Annotated in this window: 21 protein-coding genes; 13 read left to right on the top strand and 8 right to left on the bottom strand. The window is 57.0% G+C overall.

Annotated features, from left to right (window positions below; translation table 11 throughout):
• Positions 1-193 precede the first annotated feature (193 nt).
• On the bottom strand, positions 194-535 hold the full coding sequence (locus tag ACP15F_RS13945; RefSeq protein ID WP_424941429.1) for a DUF2853 family protein: 342 nt from the start codon (positions 533-535) through the stop codon (positions 194-196).
• A 158-nt stretch (positions 536-693) separates the two neighbouring features.
• On the opposite strand from ACP15F_RS13945, the gene lysM reads away from it, so the two are divergent.
• Both lysM and trpB read left to right on the top strand, forming a co-directional pair.
• Positions 694-1,110, top strand: a complete 417-nt coding sequence (gene lysM, locus ACP15F_RS13940; RefSeq protein ID WP_424941428.1) for a peptidoglycan-binding protein LysM — start codon at positions 694-696, stop codon at positions 1,108-1,110.
• Positions 1,111-1,262: 152 nt separating this feature from the next.
• Positions 1,263-2,471, top strand: coding sequence for a tryptophan synthase subunit beta (gene trpB / locus ACP15F_RS13935; RefSeq protein ID WP_424941427.1), 1,209 nt, complete (start codon positions 1,263-1,265; stop codon positions 2,469-2,471).
• Positions 2,472-2,520: 49 nt separating this feature from the next.
• On the opposite strand, the gene ACP15F_RS13930 is transcribed toward trpB, so the two are convergent.
• Together ACP15F_RS13930 and ahcY are read right to left on the bottom strand one after the other, a co-directional pair.
• Complete coding sequence (locus ACP15F_RS13930) at positions 2,521-3,273, bottom strand: extensin family protein (protein ID WP_424941426.1); 753 nt, start codon at positions 3,271-3,273, stop codon at positions 2,521-2,523.
• A gap of 10 nt (positions 3,274-3,283) precedes the next feature.
• Positions 3,284-4,669 carry an adenosylhomocysteinase gene (ahcY, locus tag ACP15F_RS13925; protein ID WP_424941425.1) on the bottom strand — a complete coding sequence of 462 codons (1,386 nt, stop codon included), beginning with the start codon at positions 4,667-4,669 and terminating at the stop codon, positions 3,284-3,286.
• A gap of 135 nt (positions 4,670-4,804) precedes the next feature.
• On the opposite strand from ahcY, the gene ACP15F_RS13920 reads away from it, so the two are divergent.
• Entirely contained in the window at positions 4,805-5,401 is a 597-nt protein-coding gene (locus ACP15F_RS13920) for an HD domain-containing protein (protein WP_424941424.1), read from the top strand.
• Entirely contained in the window at positions 5,398-5,862 is a 465-nt protein-coding gene (locus ACP15F_RS13915) for an N-acetyltransferase family protein (protein WP_424941423.1), read from the top strand. Before ACP15F_RS13920 ends, ACP15F_RS13915 begins: the two co-directional genes overlap by 4 nt.
• 23 nt (positions 5,863-5,885) lie before the next feature.
• Here the strand turns inward: ACP15F_RS13915 and ACP15F_RS13910 are convergent, their stop codons facing one another.
• The 3 genes from ACP15F_RS13910 to ACP15F_RS13900 form a co-directional block, all read right to left on the bottom strand.
• A complete protein-coding gene (locus ACP15F_RS13910) occupies positions 5,886-6,230 on the bottom strand; it encodes a hypothetical protein (RefSeq protein WP_424941422.1) in 345 nt (114 codons plus the stop codon).
• Positions 6,227-6,781 carry an ActR/PrrA/RegA family redox response regulator transcription factor gene (locus tag ACP15F_RS13905; RefSeq protein WP_108858055.1) on the bottom strand — a complete coding sequence of 185 codons (555 nt, stop codon included), beginning with the start codon at positions 6,779-6,781 and terminating at the stop codon, positions 6,227-6,229. Before ACP15F_RS13905 ends, ACP15F_RS13910 begins: the two co-directional genes overlap by 4 nt.
• An 82-nt stretch (positions 6,782-6,863) precedes the next feature.
• Positions 6,864-7,490, bottom strand: coding sequence for an SCO family protein (locus tag ACP15F_RS13900; RefSeq protein WP_424941421.1), 627 nt, complete (start codon positions 7,488-7,490; stop codon positions 6,864-6,866).
• Positions 7,491-7,594: 104 nt separating this feature from the next.
• Here ACP15F_RS13900 and regB point away from each other — a divergent pair, with 104 nt between their 5' ends.
• The 8 genes from regB (at position 7,595) to trxA (ending at position 19,573) form a co-directional block, all read left to right on the top strand.
• Positions 7,595-9,010: a sensor histidine kinase RegB gene (gene regB / locus ACP15F_RS13895; RefSeq protein ID WP_424941420.1), complete on the top strand. Its 1,416-nt coding sequence runs from the start codon at positions 7,595-7,597 to the stop codon at positions 9,008-9,010.
• A gap of 113 nt (positions 9,011-9,123) precedes the next feature.
• The gene (locus ACP15F_RS13890; protein ID WP_424941419.1) at positions 9,124-10,707 is read left to right on the top strand and encodes a PAS-domain containing protein; all 1,584 of its coding nucleotides are present in this window, start codon (positions 9,124-9,126) and stop codon (positions 10,705-10,707) included.
• Between the two features lie 57 nt (positions 10,708-10,764).
• Complete coding sequence (gene tsaE, locus ACP15F_RS13885) at positions 10,765-11,259, top strand: tRNA (adenosine(37)-N6)-threonylcarbamoyltransferase complex ATPase subunit type 1 TsaE (RefSeq protein ID WP_424941418.1); 495 nt, start codon at positions 10,765-10,767, stop codon at positions 11,257-11,259.
• Positions 11,256-12,248, top strand: coding sequence for an aminoglycoside phosphotransferase family protein (locus ACP15F_RS13880; RefSeq protein ID WP_424941417.1), 993 nt, complete (start codon positions 11,256-11,258; stop codon positions 12,246-12,248). The genes tsaE and ACP15F_RS13880 overlap by 4 nt, the downstream gene beginning before the upstream one ends.
• The gene (locus tag ACP15F_RS13875; protein ID WP_424941416.1) at positions 12,233-12,916 is read left to right on the top strand and encodes a nucleotidyltransferase family protein; all 684 of its coding nucleotides are present in this window, start codon (positions 12,233-12,235) and stop codon (positions 12,914-12,916) included. The genes ACP15F_RS13880 and ACP15F_RS13875 overlap by 16 nt, the downstream gene beginning before the upstream one ends.
• On the top strand, positions 12,909-15,854 hold the full coding sequence (addB, locus tag ACP15F_RS13870) for a double-strand break repair protein AddB (protein WP_424941415.1): 2,946 nt from the start codon (positions 12,909-12,911) through the stop codon (positions 15,852-15,854). The genes ACP15F_RS13875 and addB overlap by 8 nt, the downstream gene beginning before the upstream one ends.
• Positions 15,851-19,219 (top strand): double-strand break repair helicase AddA, encoded by a 3,369-nt coding sequence (gene addA / locus ACP15F_RS13865; protein ID WP_424941414.1) that lies wholly within the window; start codon positions 15,851-15,853, stop codon positions 19,217-19,219. The genes addB and addA overlap by 4 nt, the downstream gene beginning before the upstream one ends.
• A 33-nt stretch (positions 19,220-19,252) precedes the next feature.
• Complete coding sequence (trxA, locus tag ACP15F_RS13860) at positions 19,253-19,573, top strand: thioredoxin (RefSeq protein WP_424941413.1); 321 nt, start codon at positions 19,253-19,255, stop codon at positions 19,571-19,573.
• 69 nt (positions 19,574-19,642) lie between these two features.
• Here trxA and ACP15F_RS13855 read toward each other — a convergent pair whose 3' ends face one another.
• Entirely contained in the window at positions 19,643-20,245 is a 603-nt protein-coding gene (locus ACP15F_RS13855) for a L,D-transpeptidase (RefSeq protein WP_424941412.1), read from the bottom strand.
• Between the two features lie 169 nt (positions 20,246-20,414).
• On the opposite strand from ACP15F_RS13855, the gene ACP15F_RS13850 reads away from it, so the two are divergent.
• On the top strand, positions 20,415-20,909 hold the full coding sequence (locus tag ACP15F_RS13850) for a CAP domain-containing protein (protein WP_424941411.1): 495 nt from the start codon (positions 20,415-20,417) through the stop codon (positions 20,907-20,909).
• A gap of 53 nt (positions 20,910-20,962) precedes the next feature.
• On the opposite strand, the gene ACP15F_RS13845 is transcribed toward ACP15F_RS13850, so the two are convergent.
• Positions 20,963-21,457, bottom strand: a complete 495-nt coding sequence (locus ACP15F_RS13845; RefSeq protein WP_424941410.1) for a L,D-transpeptidase family protein — start codon at positions 21,455-21,457, stop codon at positions 20,963-20,965.
• Positions 21,458-21,476: the final 19 nt, after the last annotated feature.

Here is a 21,476-nt window from a genome sequence, read left to right as displayed (position 1 = left end):
ACACGTGTCTCTGAATTAAAGGTCCGACCGTCCTGGTCTTCGTAGATGAAGCTATCGCATGCTGCGGTGTCTCGCAATCGAAATGCCGGTAAAATACCATTCAATTGCAATGGTTTACACTTAACATCCCCTTAAAATGCAGAAAGCGCGACCGAATGGCCGCGCTTTGATAGGTCAAGAATGTCCGGGCATATCAGCCGTAGACAGATTCTTTCCCAAACTGTTTTACCAGCATGTAATACACCACGGCGCGGTATTTGTTACGCTCGCTGCGGCCATAGGTTTCGATTGCCGAGTTGATGGCGTCCATCAGCTGCGGCCCATCAGCCAGACCCAGTTTCTTGATCAGGAAATTGTTTTTGACGGTCTCAAGTTCGCTTTCTTGACCGGCAGCAACGGTCGATGCGTCGGCATTGTAAATCGCCGGGCCACATCCGATTGTTACTTTGGTCAGAAGGTCCATATCCGGCGACATGCCACACTTGTTCTTAAGATCATCCGCATACTTTGCGATCAGATCGTCACGCTTTCCCATTTCTGTCTCCCAATTTGCTGGTGGTTCAATATTGTCACCGAAACTCTAGGCGGAAACATGGTTTCCACAAAGGAAAAGTTTGTCGCAGCATTCCCCCTAGGTTTTTTCGCCTATTTGACGCAGGATGATCGCAACACATACTACTCAAGGAGAGAACAATGGGTCTTTGGAGTTTCGTAAAAGGTGCGGGCAAATCGCTGTTTGGCGGAGATGAAACCGCATCTGCCGACACCCTGAACAAGGAAGTCGCAGATCTGGGCATCGACACCTCGGGGCTGGATATTCAGGTTGATGGTGAAAAGGTCACCGTTAAAGGTGGCGAGAACCTGAGCGCGGAAGAGCGTGAGAAGGTCATCCTAGCGGTTGGCAATGTCGAAGGCGTGGCCGAGGTCGAAGCCGAGCTCGAAGGTGATCCGACATTCCACACCGTTGAAAAAGGCGACACGCTTTGGGCGATCGCTGAGAAGACACTGGGCAACGGCGCGCGCTATAAAGAGATCTTTGAAGCCAACAAGCCGATGCTGAAGGACCCTGACCTGATCTATCCGGGCCAGAACCTGCGCATCCCCGGCTAATTTCAGCTATTCGAACTAGTTTATTGCGGCCTCGTTCACGCGGGGCCGCAATTTTATTTTAGATAATCATTGTGAACCGCAACTTTCGACTTGTGACGCAGGCCGTTTCCTTGTCTCATCTCGTGGACAAATTACACGAGGGACAACAGGACATGGCTTCATATCTCAAATCCACACCGACACGTGACGGCTTCTTTGGCGAGTACGGAGGCGCGATGCTGCCGCCCCCGCTGGAACCGCATTTCAAGGAAATCCGCGAGGCCTATGACCGGATCTCGAAGTCGGCCGACTTCATCGCCGAGCTGCGCCACATCCGCAAGCATTTCCAGGGCCGTCCGACCCCTGTGTCCTATCTGAAAAACCTGTCTGAACAGTGCGGCGGTGCCCAGATCTATGCCAAGCGTGAAGACCTGAACCACACCGGCGCGCACAAGCTGAACCACTGCATGGGCGAAGGTCTTCTGGCCAAGTTCATGGGTAAGAAAAAGCTGATGGCAGAAACCGGCGCGGGCCAGCACGGCGTGGCGCTGGCGACCGCTGCGGCCTATTTCGGTCTGGAGTGTGAAATCCACATGGGCGAGATCGACATCGCCAAGGAAGCCCCCAACGTGACCCGCATGAAGCTGCTGGGTGCCGAGGTTGTTCCCGTGGGCTTCGGCGGTCGTTCGCTAAAAGAGGCCGTTGACAGCTGTTTCGGCAGCTACATGGAGCAAGCCGACCGTGCCCTGTTCGCCATCGGCTCGGTCGTGGGTCCGCATCCGTTCCCGATGATGGTTCGCGACTTCCAGCACATCGTTGGCGTCGAAGCGCGCGAGCAGTTCATCGAGATGACCGGCGGTCTGCCCGACATGGTTGCTGCCTGTGTCGGCGGTGGTTCGAACGCAATGGGCCTGTTCTCGGGCTTTATCGATGACGAAGACGTCTCGCTGCACGGTGTTGAACCCATGGGCACCTCGTCCAAACTGGGCGAACACGCTGCCACCATCACCTTCGGGGAAGATGGCGACATCCACGGCTTCCGCACCATGGTTCTGAAGGACGAAAACGGCGAACCGGCTCCGGTTCACACCGTGGCTTCGGGTCTGGATTATCCGGGCGTTGGTCCGGAACATGCGCACCTGCACCGTACGGGCAAGGCGAACTATTCGGCCTGTGACGACAAAGAAGCGCTGAACGCGTTCTTCACCGTCAGCCGCACCGAAGGCATCATCCCGGCACTGGAAAGCGCGCATGCTGTTGCCTTCGCCATGCGCGAAGCGCCGAAGCATCCGGGCAAGTCGATCCTGATCAACATGTCGGGTCGTGGAGATAAAGACATCGATTACGTGACCGAGAACTTTGGCTTCGGCGAAGATCTGTAAGCTTTAAAGACCCTAAAGATCAGGGGCGCTTCGGCGCCCCTTTTTCGTTCTAACGGCAAAAACCCCAGCCGCTGGTTTGCAGGTGAAAATGATCGGCGTGAAGTCGGTTGTAATCCGGTCCCAGAACCAAGCGGAACCACTTGCATGATCCGCGCCAGATTTGACGCATAAATGCAGCTTCGGCCCCGGCACCTTCCCAGTTCTTCAACAAAGTCAGCCTTCGGCCATCACTCAGACGCACGCCGGTGATATCGAAAGCACGCGCTGTTGCGTGGCTGCTCCATGCGTTTTCGGTGCCACGCGATGTACGCATTTTGCGGCAGTTATAGCTGCCAATGTGCAGAAGCTGCGACACATCCGACCCCAGATGCTGACGCGCGGCGGGTTGAATGTCGTGATGCTCCCACATGGCTAGACGCAAGGCGGTAGAGCAACGGGTCTCAATGGGCGAGACCTGCGCATCGATCAAGGATGACAGGCTTCCCCGCTGGGAAATCCCGCAGTGCTCGCCCGATACCAACGGCTCCATCTTCGAGAACCCGATCCCCGCCTGCGCAAGCACATCCCGGCACACAGCTTCATCCCGCGAGGCCACACGCAATTGCCAGCGCGTCACAGGCGTCACGGGAGCAGTAATCGACAAAGGACGCGTGGGGTTCCAATGCTCTGGCAGAACACTGTCCGGCCGCAGCAGCACCCACATCGCAACTAGTCCCAGAAGCGCAATCGACAGCAGTGAGGACAAAAGAAAAAGCGCCGCCCGCAAAACAAACGGACGGCGCTTATTGGAGTCTTCTTCCATCACTGGACGATCAGTAACGGTAGTGTTCCGGCTTGAACGGGCCATCAACCGAAACGCCGATGTAATCCGCTTGCTCTTTGGCAAGGTTCGACAGCTTCACGCCGATACGATCCAGGTGCAGGCGGGCGACTTTCTCGTCCAGATGCTTGGGCAGGATGTAGACGTCGTTGTTGTACTCGTCACCTTTGGTCCACAGCTCGATCTGAGCCAGAACCTGGTTGGTGAACGAAGCCGACATCACGAAGGACGGGTGGCCGGTCGCGTTGCCAAGGTTCAGCAAACGACCTTCCGACAGCAGGATGATGCGGTTGCCCGAGGGCATCTCGATCATGTCCACCTGTTCTTTGATGTTGGTCCACTTGTGGTTCTTCAGGTTTGCCACCTGAATTTCGTTGTCGAAGTGGCCGATGTTGCCAACAATCGCCATGTCCTTCATCGCGCGCATATGCTCGATCCGGATAACGTCTTTGTTGCCGGTGGTTGTGATGAAGATGTCGGCGTCTGCGACGGCGTCTTCCAGCGTCACAACCTCGAACCCGTCCATGGCGGCTTGCAGCGCGCAGATCGGGTCGATCTCGGTCACTTTCACGCGTGCACCAGCACCGCTAAGCGACGCGGCCGAGCCTTTGCCCACATCACCGTAACCACAGACCACAGCGACCTTACCGGCCATCATGGTGTCAGTGGCGCGGCGGATGCCGTCGACCAGCGATTCCTTACAGCCGTATTTGTTGTCAAACTTCGACTTCGTGACACTGTCGTTCACGTTGATCGCGGGGAAGGGCAACTGGCCGTTCTTCACCAGATCGTACAGGCGGTGAACACCAGTGGTGGTCTCTTCCGAGACACCTTTGATCTGGTCACGCATTTTGGTGAACCAACCGGGGCTGGCCGCCATGCGTTTTTTGATCTGGGCGTGGATGACTTCTTCTTCTTCCGAACCCGGAACGCCAAGATCTTCGCCAGCTTCGGCGCGGGCACCCAGCAGGATGTACAGGGTGGCGTCGCCGCCGTCGTCCAAGATCAAGTTCGGACCTTCGGGGAACTGGAATGACAGGTCCAGATAATCCCAGTGCTCTTCCAGCGACTGGCCTTTGATGGCGAAGACCGGAACACCGGCTTCCGCAATCGCAGCGGCTGCGTGGTCTTGGGTTGAGAAGATGTTGCACGATGCCCAGCGCACATCCGCGCCCAGCGCGACCAATGTTTCAATCAGAACGGCGGTCTGAATGGTCATGTGCAGCGAACCAACGATCCGTGAACCAGCCAGCGGCTTGGTCTCACCGTATTCTTCGCGCAGAGCCATCAGGCCCGGCATTTCGGTTTCTGCGATGTTCAACTCTTTACGGCCAAACTCGGCCAGAGCAATGTCTTTAACGATATAGTCCTTAGTCACGGTATTTCTCCGGTCCTGATCTCATTACTGTTCGACCTGCCCTATCATCCAATCTTTGAACGCGCAATGAAGGCCAATTGACTTGCGCCGGAAAAAGGCGACATTGCGGGTTGAATTCCAAGGGAAGGACGCAAAATGCCCGCTCAACCCCGTGCATGGCAACGGATGCTCTCTGGTCGACGGCTGGATCTTCTGGATCCCACCCCTGTCGATATCGAGATCGAGGACATCGCCCACGGCCTTGCTTTCGTGGCGCGGTGGAACGGACAGACCTTTGGCGATTTCCCCTATTCCGTGGCCGAGCACTCTTTGTTGGTCGAGGCGCTTTATACGCGCATGAACCCCAAAGCGCCGGTCAAATGGCAGCTGGCTGCGCTGTTGCATGACGCGCCAGAATACGTGATCGGCGACATGATCTCGCCCGTGAAAGCCTCGGTTGGTGCAGGATACGGAGAACTGGACGATCGCCTGACCGCCGCCATTCACATCCGTTTTGGCCTGCCCGCGAAGATCCCCGCGACGGTGAAAAAGGCGATAAAGCGTGCGGACAGAGTGTCGGCCTTTCTTGAGGCCACGCAAATCGCTGGGTTCAGTGTCGAAGAAGCCGGGAAGTTCTTTGGTGTGCCGGATCCCACGATCACCAAAGGGCTGGACATCACCCTGCGTCCTCCTGCCGAGGTCCGCGCCGATTTCACCGCCCGCCACAATGACCTTTTGGAGCAGATGGGATGATCACGACACGCGAGGCTGCCCCAGAAGACGCCCACGCGATGAGCGATCTGATCACACCCATCTTGGAAAGTTGGAAAAGTGCGCGGCGGCGTGATCCTGAGCATATGCTCGCAAACTATATTCAAAATCCAGATAACATCCGATGCACCGTAGCGATTGAAGACAACGGGCGACTGGTTGGTTTTCAGTCTCTCATCTTGCCGAAAACAGCAAACGTCTACGACACGCCAGACGGCTGGGGCGAGATCGGAACATATGTTGCGCTGGATGCCGGGCGTGGCGGGATCGGACGAGCGATGTTTGCTTCGACACTTGAGGCTGCGCGGTCGGCTGGGATCAAGACCATTGAGGCCTCGATCGGAGACGATAACCACAAAGGTTTAGGGTATTACAGTGCGATTGGGTTTGCGACCTACGCCACCGAACCCGGACTAATCCGCAAGCGCTTTGACGTGGATTAGAGCCGCAATTCGCCAATCACGACTCAGGCGCATACGCGCCCTTGCTGTTCGGTTCCACGCTTCCAGCCCACGAAACGCTCGGATGTGAAGCTAAGCTCCAAATCCGCCCAGCGCAGACGTTGGGTGATACCAGCGGGACAGTCGTTCAGCGACATCGCAGTTGGTCGGCCAAGTTCGCGGATCATCGCGGGGATCACACCTTTGGGGGATCGCCCAAAATCTACCCGCTGATTACTGGGAAGCACGGCCAAACCTTGCGCATCTGGCGCGAACTCAACCCCTTGGTGCTTTTGGCGTGTTTGTCCCTCGGGCTGAACACAGGCAGATAGCAGCGCAAGACCAATGACGCCCGCAAAAAGCGCCCTCATTTCGGACTGCGTTTGGCCAGAATGCGCTGAAGCGTGCGGCGGTGCATGTTTAGACGACGCGCGGTTTCCGACACGTTGCGGTCGCACAGTTCGTACACACGCTGGATATGTTCCCAACGTACGCGGTCGGCGGACATGGGGTTTTCCGGCGGAGGAGGCAGCTCATCCGGCATCGCCAGCAATGCGGCTGTGATGTCGTTGGCATCCGCGGGCTTCGACAGGTAATCCGCCGCGCCCAGCTTGACTGCAGCCACAGCGGTGGCAATCGCGCCGTATCCGGTCAGAACCACGATCCGAGCATCGGGACGCTTATCCCGGATGGTTTCCACCACATCCAGTCCGTTGCCATCGTCAAGCCGCAGATCAACCACAGCATAGGCTGGCGGACGTGCCGTTGCGATGGCTTTGCCTGCAGCCACAGATCCTGCCATTTCAGGCGCAAATCCGCGTTTTTCCATCGCGCGCGCCAAACGGCGCAGAAACGGTTCGTCGTCGTCTACCAATAGAAGGGAGGCGTCTTCACCAATTGGCTTGAGTTCCTCAGTGGTCATCGCAGCAACCTCCGGTTTGCGTCTGCACTCAGATACCTAGGTATTTTAGACCGTAAGGTCAATTTTGACGCAGCGATGCTTGCTATGCACCTGCGTCAATGAAGCAACTTACCCGCTTTGCCATGGACTCTGGCGTCTCATCTCGCTTGAAGAAATCCGCGAACCCGCTTTCGGGGAACATCAGATAAGTGAAGGTCGAGTGATCCATCAGATAATACTCTTCCATCCCTTCTTCCGGCTCTTGCTTACGGTAATAGGTCTTATAGGCTTGGCTGGCCGCTTTGACCTGTTCAGGCGTACCCGTCAGGCCGACCATATTGTCATGCATATAGCTGGTGAAATCCGCCAGATGCTCGGGCGTGTCGCGCTCTGGGTCGATCGAAATGAAGGCCGACTGCACGTCATAGCCCTGACCATCAAGAATGCGCATCGCTTCGGCGTTGCGAGCGTTGTCCAAGGGGCAAACGTCGGGGCAGAACGTATAACCAAAGTAAACCAGCGTGGGTTTAGTGATCACGTCTTTCTCGGTCACAAGTTTGCCGGTCTCATCTGTCAGCTCGAATGGACCACCGATCGAGGCGACGCCTGTCCCGATGGCGCCTGCACGGCATTCGGCAAACGCATCTTCTTCTCCACTGGTGACAAACCATGTCACCCCGACAAGCGCCACAATCGCCGTTGCGGCCGTCACAGCATAGATGCGTTGCATAGAAATTCTCCGGTTTGTTCGCGCAGGCATTGATCCTGCCTTTCGTCACGACTAGCAAGAGAACAGATTGACGCAACCGAAAAAGCAAATCTGGCTGATCACAAATGGCGGAACGACAGACAGACCCGGCAACTGATGCCGCAGTTGGCAGCCAGCAAAGCAGTTGGGTGCGCTTGCGCACGCTGATCCTTCTGCGCTGGGCGGCGGTTGCAGGTCAGATTGCGGCAATTGCCGTGGCCGTTCAGTTCTTTACCGTCCAAATACCGTTCGGTTTGGTAGCTGCTGCCATCGGGGTCGCAGTGATCGCCAACCTTGTGTCCAGCACGCTTTTCCCGCGCAACACCCGTTTGAACGAGCGTCAGGCCGCCGGAATTCTGGTCTTCGATACGCTGCAATTGGGCGTGATGATGTTTCTGACTGGCGGCATTCACAACCCCTTCATGGTGCTGATCCTTGCCCCGGTGACGGTCGCCGCCACCGCTTTGTCGACTCGGTCGACCATTCTTGTCGGAGCTGTCGCGATTGCCGCGACCAGCTTGGTGACTTGGATCAACATCCCACTTCAAACCGCGACAGGCATTTTGCAGATGCCCGATCTGTTCGTTTTTGGCCTTTGGGTGTCGGTCACAATCTCGGTCGGCTTCATTGGGCTTTATACGCGCCGGATCTCGTCCGAGATGCGGTCGATGTCCGAAGCACTGCTGGCCACCCAGATGGCCCTGTCCCGCGAACAGAACCTGACCGATCTGGGCGGCGTGGTGGCCGCAGCCGCGCACGAGCTTGGCACGCCGCTTGCAACGATCAAGTTGGTGTCCTCTGAGCTGGTAGAAGAGCTGGATGGGGATGACGAACTGCGCGACGACGCCCGACTTATCGGTGAACAGGCTGATCGCTGCCGGGACATTCTTCAGTCCATGGGCCGGGCTGGCAAGGATGACATGCTTGTTAAGCATGCGCCTCTGATCGCCCTGATCGAAGAAGCAGCCGAGCCCCACCGCGAACGCGGCAAGGCGCTTGAGATTGAAATTACCTGCATTGAGGCCGATCCTCTGGATCAACCCATCCTCATGCGCCGACCCGAGATCATTCACGGGCTGCGCAACCTGATCCAGAACGCGGTGGATTTCGCCTCGACCAAGGTCTGGATCGAGTTGTGTTGGAACGATGAGCGCATCACCATCCGAATTCTGGACGACGGCAAGGGGTATTCCCCGCAAGTTCTGGGATGGATCGGCGACCCGTTCATTCGCCGCCGCAAGTCGCAGGCAGAACGCGGCCAGCGTCAGGCCTATAAAGGGATGGGTCTGGGGCTGTTTATCGCAAAGACCCTGCTTGAACGCACAGGGGCAACGCTGCATTTCGCCAATGCCTCGTCGCCTTATACCGGTCGCCCCCACCCACGAGAAAAATCTGGGGCGATTGCACAAGTGGAATGGCCGCGTGGTACACATGGTCTGGAAGCGACAAACACAAGCGGCGCATTGGGGGAAAACATCCATTTCGCCCATGATGCGGGCTGAAACGCCCCTAGTTTCAAGGCGTTTGGCACGATTAAACCTTCATTAACCACACTGGCCTAGGCTCACACTGTTGATAACGCGGGAGGCAGCCCGCCGAAACGACAGGTGTGGATATGCTGAATACATTTTACGCAGTGGCGCTGGTTCTGACGGCCCTGACGATTTCAATCGCAGCGCTGTACATTTTGTCAGTGCTGGACCCGGCAAAAGATCAAAAACTGCGAAAGCAAACCGCGCATGAAAAAGACAGTGTGGTGTTTTTATTCAATGACCAGATACTCACTGATGCCACGCCCGCTGGCCGGCAGATCTTGGACGCCCTTCCAAAACAAGGATCGGGTTCGGATTGGCAACACCTGTCCCATGTCCTTGAATCCCGCTTTCCCAATCTGACCGAGCAGGTCGGAGAACTGGCTGAGCTTGGAAATCTCTCCATACTCTCGGTGGATGGGGCACATCGAATTGAAGCTGAATGGCGCGATGGATTGGCGAGGGTTCAGTTGAACTTCGACGACGCCAGCGGTGGTGCTCCAATCGTGGATCGGATGACGTTTGACGCCCTTCGGGACGAACTGGAAGGGCTGCGCGCCACCGCGCAACATGTTCCGGTTATGATATGGCGCGAGGATACCAACGGTAAAATCACCTGGGCGAATAGATCCTATCTGGATCAGGCCGCCGAACCCGGCGGCACTGACGGGGTGGCAAGCTGGCCCCCCAGCAAGCTGTTCGATAGGCCTCGGCTTGAAGATGCCAAGGACTTGGAAACACCGCGCCGCGTTGCGGTTCAACTGCCGGTCGACGGCAAACGACACTGGTTCGAGCTTTACGACGCCGCTCTGGGGGACGAGACCTTGATGACAGCCATTCCCGTAGATCGCGTTGTGAATGCCGAAAAGTCGCGGGCCGAGTTTGTCACCACTCTGACCAAGACCTTTGCGCATCTGCCCATTGGATTGGCCATTTTCGATCGCAAACGACAGCTTAGCCTGTTTAACCCAGCGCTAACCGACATTCTGGCGATGAGCGCCTCGTTCCTTGTCGGGCAACCCACCCTCTTCGCCTTCCTTGATCGCCTGCGCGAGAAACGCATGATGCCTGAGCCGAAGGACTATGTATCGTGGCGGCAGCAGATGACGGATCTGGAAAGCGCAGCCGTGAACGGCACTTATGAAGAAACGTGGTCGCTGCCAACCGGCCAGACCTATCGCGTGACGGGGCGCCCCCACCCGGATGGCGCTGTGGCATTTCTGTTTGAAGATATCACTTCGGAGATATCGCTGACCCGTCGGTTCCGTCGCGAGCTTGAGATGGGCCAATCCGCGTTGGATTGCATCGAAGATGCGATTGCCATCTTCTCGCCTGGCGGGGTGCTGTCCATGTCCAACGCGGCCTATACCAAACTCTGGGGCAACGATCCCTCGACCACGCTAGAGGACATCAATCTGGGCGATGCGATCCGCACATGGCGCAGCACCGCTGGTGACACGCCTGTTTGGCGTATGCTGAAGGAATTCGTGGCCGCCCACGGTGAACGCCAATCCTGGACGGATCATATCGCCCTTCTCGATGGACGGCAGGTCGATTGCCAATTTGTGCCCATGGTCCGCGGTGCCACCATGGCCCGGTTTCACGTTCATCCAGCCCAGCGCGATCTTCAACCTGCGCCGAAATCAGCCCTGTCTTTGACACCCTGACACCAGACCAGGGGATCCGGTCTTGCACCGGCGCTCAGGGCGTCTAAAACTCGTCCTATGACGCACGCCTTTCACCTCGACCTTACATTTCCGACACCAGATCATACGACTGCCTTCGCCACCGCGCTTGCCGCGCAGCTGAGCGCTGGCGATGTGATCCTGCTGTCTGGCGGGATCGGGGCTGGTAAAACCCACTTTGCCCGTGCGTTGATCCAGTCACGGCTGGCAGCGCATGAGCTGGTCGAAGATGTCCCTTCGCCGACATTTACGCTGGTTCAGACCTATGACGACACCACCTGCGAAATTTGGCATTCCGACCTTTACCGCCTGACCCACCCCGACGAAGTGGAAGAGCTTGGCCTTATCGACGCATTCGACACCGCAATCTGCCTTGTTGAATGGCCCGACCGTCTGGGTGCGCTGATTCCGCAGGACGCCCTTGCAATGACGTTCTCGACCGGCGGCACCTCGGACGACCCAGATCTTCGGCACGTCCAAATTTCGGGCCCGTCCGAGCTGTGGGAAGCTCGCATCCAAAAGGCTTTGTCATGAGCGATCAGCGCACACATGATCGCCACGCTTTTCTGGCAGAAACTGATTGGGCTGATGCACAGTTCATACCCCTGACCGGGGATGCTTCGGCTCGGCGTTACTTTCGGACACACAGCCAGCACCCCGCAATCCTGATGGATGCACCACCACAGACCTGTGGCTCGTTGAAGCCATTTGTCGACATGGCACAGTATCTTTCTGCGCTTGGGCTGTCTGCTCCGCAGATCTTTGCCTCTGATCTGCAAAGCGGTTTCCTGGTGCTTGAAGACTTCGGCGACGATGATTTCGCGTCCTTGATTGACCGGGATGCGTCACTAGAAAACAGTTACTATTTCAGCGCAATTGACGTCATTCATAATGTGCTGGATGCTGATCCCGCACAGGTCGCAAACTATGACATCCCTCAATTGGCCAGCGCTTGTGACTTGGCCTTTCTGCACTACACCCCTCAGCCCGCCACCATAATGAACGAGGCTTTGACCGCGATCGAGGATGCGCTGGCCCCTTTCCAGACCGAGCTTCGAACTTCACTACGCGACTTCCATGCTCAAAACCTGCATTGGCTGTCAAAACGAGCGGGCGTAGCGCGCGTTGGACTGTTGGACTTTCAAGACGCGGTGAATACATTGCCCAGCTATGATCTGGTGTCCCTTTTGCGGGATGTGCGGCGCGAAGTGTCGGACGATTTCGCGCAGTCGGCGCGCGAAACATTCGCCAAGCGCCGCGGGCTGGATCACGACGCCTTTCAAAATGAGTTCCACCTTGTCGCAGTCCAGCGCAATCTTCGCATCCTTGGGATCTTCGCACGCCTGTCGCAACAGATGGGCAAACCGCACTATGTCGATTTGATCCCACGCGTCTGGCGACTTCTTCAAGCGGACCTGAAACATCCGCCCCTTGCAAAGTTACGCGCGCAGTTGAACGCCATCTTGACCGAACCCGACCACGCCCATCTTGAAAGGCTCAGACAGCCATGCCTGACACAATAATGATCTTTGCCGCCGGGCGCGGCACTCGAATGGGTGCGCTGACGGAAACGCAGCCAAAACCGATGATCTCTGTAGCCGGCAAGCCGCTTCTGGATCACGCGTTAGAGATTGTGGATGGGGTGCAAGACATCTCGCAGGTCATCGTGAACACGCATTATCTGGCAGACCAAATCCACACCCATCTGTCGGATCGGGACGTTATTTTTTCACACGAAAACACACTTCTGGAAACCGGGGGCGGCCTGAAACAGGCTCTAACCCTGCATAAAACGAATGCGGTGTTTACCCTGAACGCTGATGCAGTTTGGTCCGGTCCCAATCCCATTCAGTCGCTTTTGCTGGCGTGGAATCCCGACCAGATGGACGCGCTTATGCTTTTGGTTCCGCCCGAACACGCCATCGGCCATCTCGGGCAAGGCGATTTCCTGATGGATCCAAATGGCCAGCTAACCCGAGGCCCGGGACTGGTTTACACAGGCTGTCAGATCATCAAGACACCTCCGGTCAATGACGTGTCGGACGACGTTTTCTCGCTGAACTCTGTTTGGGATGTCATACAGCAAACCGACCGCCTGTTTGGTCTGCCCTACGGCGGGTCATGGTGTGATGTCGGGCACCCGGACGGAATTACATTGGCCGAGGAAATGCTCGGGGATCGCAATGTTTGATCCTTCGTCAAGTGCACGTGTCTACGGTGTCCCGTTGGGGATAGATTTTCCCAAGGCGCTGGTCCAAGGGCTGCGCCACCGTATGCGGGACCGCTCACCGCATGACATCGCGCGGGTCGAGCTGTTCGTGAATTCTCGACGCATGTTGAATCGGGTGCGCACCCTGTTTGACGATCAACCGGGGTTTGTTCCACGACTAAGACTGATCACCGACCTAGCGCAGATGCCGCTGGACAGCACGATCCCCAACGCCGTGTCCCCGTTGCGTCGTCAGTTAGAGTTGCATCAACTGATCCTGGCGCTTCTAGATAAAGAGCCTGATCTAGCGCCAAAAAGCGCAGCCTTTGATCTGGCCGACAGCGTTGCCAAGCTAATGGACGAGATGCACGGTGAGGGCATAAATCCCGCTGCGTTAGAGACACTTGATGTCCAAGATATGTCCGAGCATTGGGCACGCAGCCTGCGGTTTCTTTCCCTGATCAACCCATTCTTCGATCCTGAGGCTGGCCATGCCCCAGACGCCGAAACACGACAGCGAATGGTTGTCTCCAAGATCATCGAAGGGTGGAAGGTGTCCCCCCCCGATCACCCAATCCTGATTGCCGGCTCGACCGGGTCACGCGGGACCACGTCGCTTTTGATGCAAGCGGTCGCGCGCCTTCCGCAAGGAGCATTGATCCTGCCCGGTTTTGATACGGACTTGCCCGAGCAAACATGGCGTAGTCTGGAAGATGCTCTGTCCGCCGAAGATCACCCACAGTATCGCTTTGCTGCGCTTCTGAAACGACTAGAGACAAGCCGGAACGAGGTTCGGAATTGGTCTGACCTTGATCCCGTGGCACCTGAACGAAACAAACTGATCTCTCTTGCGTTGCGCCCTGCCCCTGTGACGGACCAGTGGCAGATTGAGGGGCGACGTTTTGAAAACATCGAAAGGGCCACGGAAAACCTAACACTGGTCGAAGCCAAAACTCCCCGTGACGAAGCACTGGCTATCGCCGCGGTCTTGCGACGTTCCGTGAAAGACGGGGTCAGCGTCGCTCTGATTACGCCAGACAGGATCCTGACCCGGCAGGTCGCGGCCGCTTTGGATCGCTGGAATATCGAACCTGATGACAGCGCCGGTCGCCCGCTGGCTTTGTCGGCTCCGGGCCGGTTTCTTCGGCAGATTACTGTTATGATGTGTGAAGCTCCCGCTGCTGACCGATTGCTGGCCCTTCTGAAGCATCCGTTAACAAACACAGGCGGAGACGCTCGCGGAGATCATCTGCGCTGGACTCGTGATCTGGAGCTTCAGGTGCTGCGGGGATCAGCTTCGGTTCCCGATCGGGATGGGCTTTTAGAATGGGCGCAAAAATTTGAAGAAGAGCCAAAGCGTGCCATTTGGGCGAACTGGGTCGCGGACTATTGTCTGTCAGAACCAATTTCTGCCGACTTACCTCTCGCCGAACTTTTGGACCAACATCTTGATCTTGCGCGCGCAATTGCCCGGGGACCAGATGGCGAGGGCACGGGCGAACTTTGGAACCGTGCGGCGGGGCAGTTGTGTCAGGAAATAGTCTCTAACCTTGCAGATAATGCGGTACATGGAGGCGTTCTATCCCCACTTGCCTATCGCGATCTGTTCCGCTCTATCTTGTCGAAGGGCGAGGTTCGCGATCCCAATACACCCCATCCCGGCGTGATGTTTTGGGGTACACTCGAGGCACGTGTTCAAGGGGCAGAACGCGTCATTCTGGCAGGATTGAATGATGGGATCTGGCCTGAACTACCCGGCCCAGATCCGTGGTTGAACCGTCAGATGCGGCTGCAAGTTGGGCTTTCCCTGCCCGAACGACGTGTTGGCTTGTCGGCACATGATTTCCAGCAGGCCATCGCCACGTCAGAGGTGATCCTAACCCGCTCTGTCAAAGACGAAGACAGCGAAACCATTCCGTCCCGCTGGCTAAATCGCATCTGCAACTTGATGGCAGGCATGTCATCTGACGGAGAGCAAGCCTTGCAGGATATGCGCGCACGTGGCGCACAATGGCTGGAATTCGCGCGTCAGATTGACCAACCTACTGTGACTATTCCAGCTGAAAACAGACCTTCTCCATCCCCACCGCTGTCGAGCAGGCCCAGACAGCTGTCAGCCACGGGGGTGACAAAGCTTATCCGTGATCCCTTTGCGATCTATGCGGACAAAGTGCTCCATTTGCGAGCGCTTGATCCGCTATTGCGCGGCTCAGATGCTTTGATGCGCGGGACGGTGCTGCACGATGTGTTCGAGAACTATGTGGCGTCTTTGCCCGACGATCCGAACCCCGAACAGGAACAGGATCGCTTGCGCCAGATCGCGGACGACATTCTGGCCGAGCACGTGCCCAACCTTGCCACTCGCATCCTTTGGAAGGCGCGGATTGACCGGATTGCGCCGTGGTTTGTCCAGCAAGAGCTGCTGCGCCGCGATTTCTCGCACAATCTGGAGAACGAAACCTGGGGGCGCACGAAGTTTGACGACCCGGATTTCACCCTTGTGGCCAAGGCTGACCGGATTGACCGGCATCAGGACGGATCGCTTCTAATTTACGACTATAAAACCGGCGCGCCCCCGAACGAGAAGCAGCAAAAGCATTTCGACAAACAGTTGTTGCTCGAGGCTGTCATCGCCGAGGTCGGCGGCTTCGAAAATATCGATGCTTCATCTGTATCTTTGGTCAGCTATATCGGACTGACACCGCAGAAAGAGGTCTCGACCAATCTGGTGGCTACCAATATCGCAGCAATCAAAGACGAGCTTTTGGGCCTTATTAGAGCCTATAATGACAACGCACAGGGTTATACCTCTCGCCGCGCCATGCATATGCAACGCTTCGCGGGCGACTATGATCATCTTGCGCGCTACGGCGAATGGGATGACAGCGACACCCCGGTGGTGAAGGAGGTCGGGCGATGAAGTTTAACGACGCAACTCTTGCCCAGATCCGCGCCGCTGATCCCACCGCATCAACCTGGCTGTCGGCCAATGCAGGGTCGGGAAAAACCCGCGTTCTGACCGACCGCGTGGCGCGCCTGTTGCTGGATGGCGTATCCCCGCAGAACATCCTGTGTTTGACATATACCAAGGCCGCCGCAAGCGAGATGCAGAACCGCCTGTTCCTACGCCTGGGCGAGTGGGCGATGAAGGATGACGACAGCCTGACCAAGGCGCTGGCCGAACTGGGCGTTGAAGGTGCACGCGACCTTTCGTTGGCGCGTCAATTGTTCGCCCGCGCGATTGAGACCCCCGGCGGGCTGAAGATTCAGACAATTCACGCCTATTGCGCCTCGCTTTTGCGTCGGTTCCCGACCGAAGCTGGCGTATCCCCCCAGTTCACCGAAATGGATGACCGCGCTGCCAACGATCTTCGCGCCAAAATTCTGGAGCAGATGAGCGGCGGGCCGCAAAGGGGATTGGTGCAGGATCTGGCGCAACTGTTTACTGGTGAGGACCTGATGCGGCTGACCGCTGGCATCACCTCGGCCCGGATGATGTTTGTGGATGAGAAAGACGAAGAACAAATCAACAACTGGTTTGGGTTGGCGACTGGGGATGATTTGCAAGCGGTCCTTGAAGGGTGCTTTGCGTCGGACGATCTGGATGTGCTCACCAAGTTTCGCGCTGGATCAGCCACGGGCAGTGCACAGGATCAGAAGCGCGCCGAAGCACTTCAAGGGGCGGACCTGTCCCAGCCAAACCTAGGCCTGCTACAGCAGCTCGAAAAGATCTTTCTCCTGCAAAAACCTCCCTTTTCCGCAAAGATAGGGTCTGTACCGACCAAATCTCTGCAGTCCGGCGCGCTGGCACCCATCATGGATCAGCTGAACGACCTGATGACCCGCGTCGAGGACGCGCGGCACAAACGGTTGGCCTTGCATAACGCGAAGCGAACGCAGGTTCTGTATCGTTTCGCGCACGCTTTCGTACAGGAATACGAAGCTGCCAAACTGGCGCGAGGATGGTTGGATTTTGACGACCTAATCCTGAAAGCAGGCGGGCTGTTGACCGATCCTTCGGTCGCTGCGTGGGTGCTGTTCAAATTGGACGGCGGCATCGATCACATTCTGGTGGACGAAGCGCAGGACACCAGCCCCGTGCAATGGCGCGTGATCGACAGCCTTGCGCGGGAGTTCACCACCGGGTCCGGCGCGCGGGATGATGTGGAGCGCACGATTTTCGTGGTCGGCGACCCGAAACAGTCGATTTATTCCTTCCAAGGTGCGGAACCGGCCGAATTTCAGCGGATGCAGCACAGTTTTGCGGATCGCTTGCAACAGGTCGGGCGCGCGCTGGCAGTTCAGCCGCTGGAATATTCCTTCCGTTCCTCGGCCGCCGTACTGGGGTTCGTAGATATGGCACTGGAAGGGCGGTCCGGCCTTGGTGGCGGCTTCAAGCACCGGGCGTTTTTTGGCGACAAACCGGGACGCGTGGACCTGTGGCCGTCAATCGAGCCCGTGAAGCACGAAGAAGATCGGGATTGGAACGATCCCGTTGACCGCCCGTCCCCGCGCGATCACCGCGTACAGCTGGCCGACAATTTAGCCGATGAGATCCAACGCATGATCCGGGAAGAGAGCCTACCCGACGACAAAGGCGGATCGCGCCCTGTCGATCCCGGCGACATTCTGGTTCTGGTCCGATCCAGAAGCGAGCTGTTTCACGAACTGATCCGCGCCTGCAAAGCCCGCGACATTCCGATTGCCGGGGCAGACCAACTGCGCATCGGGGCGGAACTTGCGGTTAAGGATCTGACCGCTCTTTTGTCTTTCCTTGCAACGCCAGAAGATGATCTTTCGCTGGCCACCGTTTTGCGGTCCCCCTTGTTCGGGTGGAGCGAAGATGACCTGTTCCGCCTAGCGCATTATCGCGGAAAGAACACCTTTCTGTGGAGGGCTTTGTCAGATCAAGCAGAGCAATTTTCAGCAACATTAGAGACACTTCATGACCTGCGGGACCGCGCGGATTTCTTGCGTCCTTACGAACTATTAGAGCGCATTCTGACCCGTCATGACGGTCGCAAGAAGCTGCTGGCACGGTTGGGGCAAGAGGCCGAGGACGGCATCGACGCTCTTCTTCATCAGTCGATGAACTATGAGCGGCTCGAAATCCCCAGCCTGACCGGCTTTATCTCGTGGCTAGAGACCGGTGACATCACGATCAAGCGTCAGGTGGACAGCAAGGGGCATCTGGTACGGGTCATGACGATCCACGGCTCAAAGGGGCTTGAGGCTCCGATTGTTCTTTTGCCGGATCTGGCAGCGCGCCGCGCCTCAGACCCACCGCAGATCGGGAAACTGTCCGCGGATCAGCCGTTCTGGTTCCCATCGAAAGCGGATCGGACCGACGCCATCGAGGACGTAGCCGAAAGCCTGAAAGAGGCTGAAATCGAAGAACGTACGCGTTTGCTGTATGTCGCTATGACCCGCGCTGAACAGTGGCTCGTTCTGACTGCCGCAGGAGATCTTGGGAAAGCCGATACTGGCTGGTACCGCATCTGCGAAACCGCGATGGAGCGGGCAGGCGGTGCAGATTGCCCGTTTCCCACAGGAATGGGCAAACGCTTTCATACCGGCGAATGGCCAGAGCCCGGTGCAAACGACACCAAAGCGCCAGACGCCAAGCGAAACCCGCTGCCAGATTGGCTGACCACCAACGCTTCTCTACCTGCCAGCGCACCCAAGCCCTTGTCGCCCTCTGATCTGGGCGGGGCAAAGGCTTTGCCCGGCGAAATTGAGTTGTTTGGCGACGAGGACCCTTTGATCCGCGGGCGACAGATACACCTGCTGCTAGAGCATCTGCCAAATACCCCGCCGGAAACTTGGAGCGCGATGGCCCGACATCTGTTGTCCACTGGCCCGGATGCAGCTGAAGCGAACGTAATTGAAAGCCTATCGGACGAAGTAACGGCGCTTTTGACCGACCCGACTCTGATCCATCTATTTGATGCAAACAGCATCGCGGAAGCTCCGATCACAGGGCATCTGCCTGATGTACCATCGCAGATACTGCACGGGTTTATCGACCGATTGATCGTGACAGATGATCAAGTATTGGCCGTGGATTTTAAATCGAACCGCATCACCCCCGAACATCCAGACCAAACCCCAGAGGGTTTGCTGCGCCAGATGGGGGCCTATCGCTGGATGCTGCGCGCGCTTTATCCCGACCGTCCTGTCCACACCGCGATCCTGTGGACACAAACGCGTGAGCTGATGCCGTTGGACGACCAACTTGTCGATGACGCATTTGGTCGCCTTGACGCTGAGGGTCTGGCTACCTAGGTTCTGACCAACCAAAATTTCAGGAGAATGCTAATGGCAACCGTCGCTGTCACCGATGCCACCTTTGACGAAGAAGTCCGCAACGCGGATGTTCCCGTTGTTGTAGATTTCTGGGCCGAATGGTGTGGCCCCTGCAAACAGATCGGACCAGCCCTGGAAGAGCTGTCGGCCGAGTACGAAGGCAAAGTCAAAATCGTGAAGGTAAACGTGGACGAAAACCCGAATTCGCCTGCTCAGATGGGCGTACGCGGCATTCCGGCACTGTTCATGTTCAAAGACGGTCAGGTGATCTCGAACAAGGTTGGCGCGGCTCCGAAAGCGGCCCTGCAGTCGTGGATCGACGAAAGCGTCTGATCCCAGCACATCGCCAAAAGAAAAGCCCCGCAGTTTGCGGGGCTTTTTTGTTTCTGCGGTGTGTCGCGTTTAGATCAACAGAACCTGCGCGCCGTTCTTCGTCAGTGCGAAAAGCTCGGCAATATGTTCGTTATACAGGCCAATGCAGCCGTTCGACGACTGGCGCCCAATCTTACGCGTGTCGTGGGTGCCGTGGATCCGGTAGTATTTCCAACCCAGATACAACGCGTGGGTACCCAGCGGGTTGTCAGGACCCGGGCCCACAAAGGCGGGCCATTCCGGGTTACGCTTGCGCATTGCTGGGGTCGGTGCCCAAGACGGGCCTTCGACCTTGCGGATCACGCTGGTGCGGCCACGGCGGGTCAGATCTTCACTTAGCGGCACCGAGGTCGGGTACAGACGATAGACCGACTGGTCTTCGGACCAATAGTGCAAGCAACGCGAGCTGATATCCACCAGGATCACACCGTTTTTGGTGTTGCTGAAATAGGGCTGCCAGTTCAGCGTACGGAAGCTTGAAATGTTGCGTTTAACCACCTCGGTCAGATCACGCTCAACCTCGGTCGAGTTGTCAAACTGCGCAATGGCCGGTGTCGCCACGCCGCCCGCGACGGCAGCGGCCCCGCTAAGAAACGCGCGGCGTCCGATCTTCAATCCTGTCTTGTCATTCATCTCGCCACTCCAAACAAATCACTTTTATTAAACGCCTCTATATTGCGCGTTCGCATCAGTCGCAATTCAAACAGCTGTGAAATAGGCAAGATCACGCGCCCGTTGTTTGAATTCATCGCATTCTGTCTATAGAGAAACAGGGAAACAAGTTTTTATTGGTGAGATACAAATGCGCGCGATTTTGTTGGCATTGGCCACAGCAACCACACTGGCAGCTTGCTCTACTGGAACAACCACGACTGGCAACGGTGTCAAAGTGTATCGGATTTCGGCGGCGAAAACCTCGACCATCCAGTATCGCATGCTCGATTCCGTGAACGAGCTGCGGGCTGCGTCCGGTGCCGGCCCCCTGCAGTTGAACAGCCAACTGAATGCCGCCGCCAAGACCCACGCCAAGGACATGTCGGTACAGAACCGCCCGTGGCATTTCGGATCTGACGGATCGTCACCCTTGGATCGCGCCCAGCGCGTCGGGTATTCGGGGCGTTACATCGGCCAGACACTTTCCGAGACCTTCGAAAGTGAACTTCAGACCCTGTCAGCCTGGATGGCAGACCCCAACACCCGCCGCATCCTGATGGATCCGCGCGCGCGCAACATGGGCTTTGCATGGCATCAAGAGCGTAACGGCAAGATCTGGTGGGTTCTGGATGTAGGCACCTAAGCCGCACCGTAGACCACAAAAAATGACCCGCCTAAATTGGCGGGTCTTTTCGTTTAAGGATTGATGTCAATCACCGTGCCCAGTCGCACCATCGTGAAGATTTCAAGCATTTCTCGGTTCTTGACCGAAATACAGCCAGCCGTCCAATCCGGCCGCTTGGGATCTTTGGGGCGTCGCCCGCCATGGATGAAGATCTCGCCACCCGGCTTTTTGCCGTTTGCCTTGGCATGTTCGACATCCGCTCGGTTGGGATAAGACACGCCGATCGACAGATAAAACGCGCTATTCGGGTTGCGGCGGTCAATCACATAACGCCCTTCAGGTGTCTTTCCGTCACCTTCAAACTGCTTGTGGCCTTCCGGAGCGAAGCCCAGTTCGATGTTATAGCTTTTCAGGATTTCGGTGCCGTGAAGAAGATACATCTTGCGATCCTCTTTGTTCACGACAATCCGCGTGACCTCGGGCCCGTCATACTGATGACGTTTCGGCCCACACGAGGCGGTAAACAGAATGGCAAGCACTGCTGCGATTGCGACGACGGTTCTCATATTACACCCGTACTTGTTG

The sequence above is a fragment of the Aliiroseovarius sp. S253 genome (assembly GCF_049800855.1).
Taxonomy (GTDB): domain Bacteria; phylum Pseudomonadota; class Alphaproteobacteria; order Rhodobacterales; family Rhodobacteraceae; genus Aliiroseovarius.
Note: the sequence above shows the minus strand (reverse complement) of the source record. Positions and strands in the feature narration are given on the sequence as shown.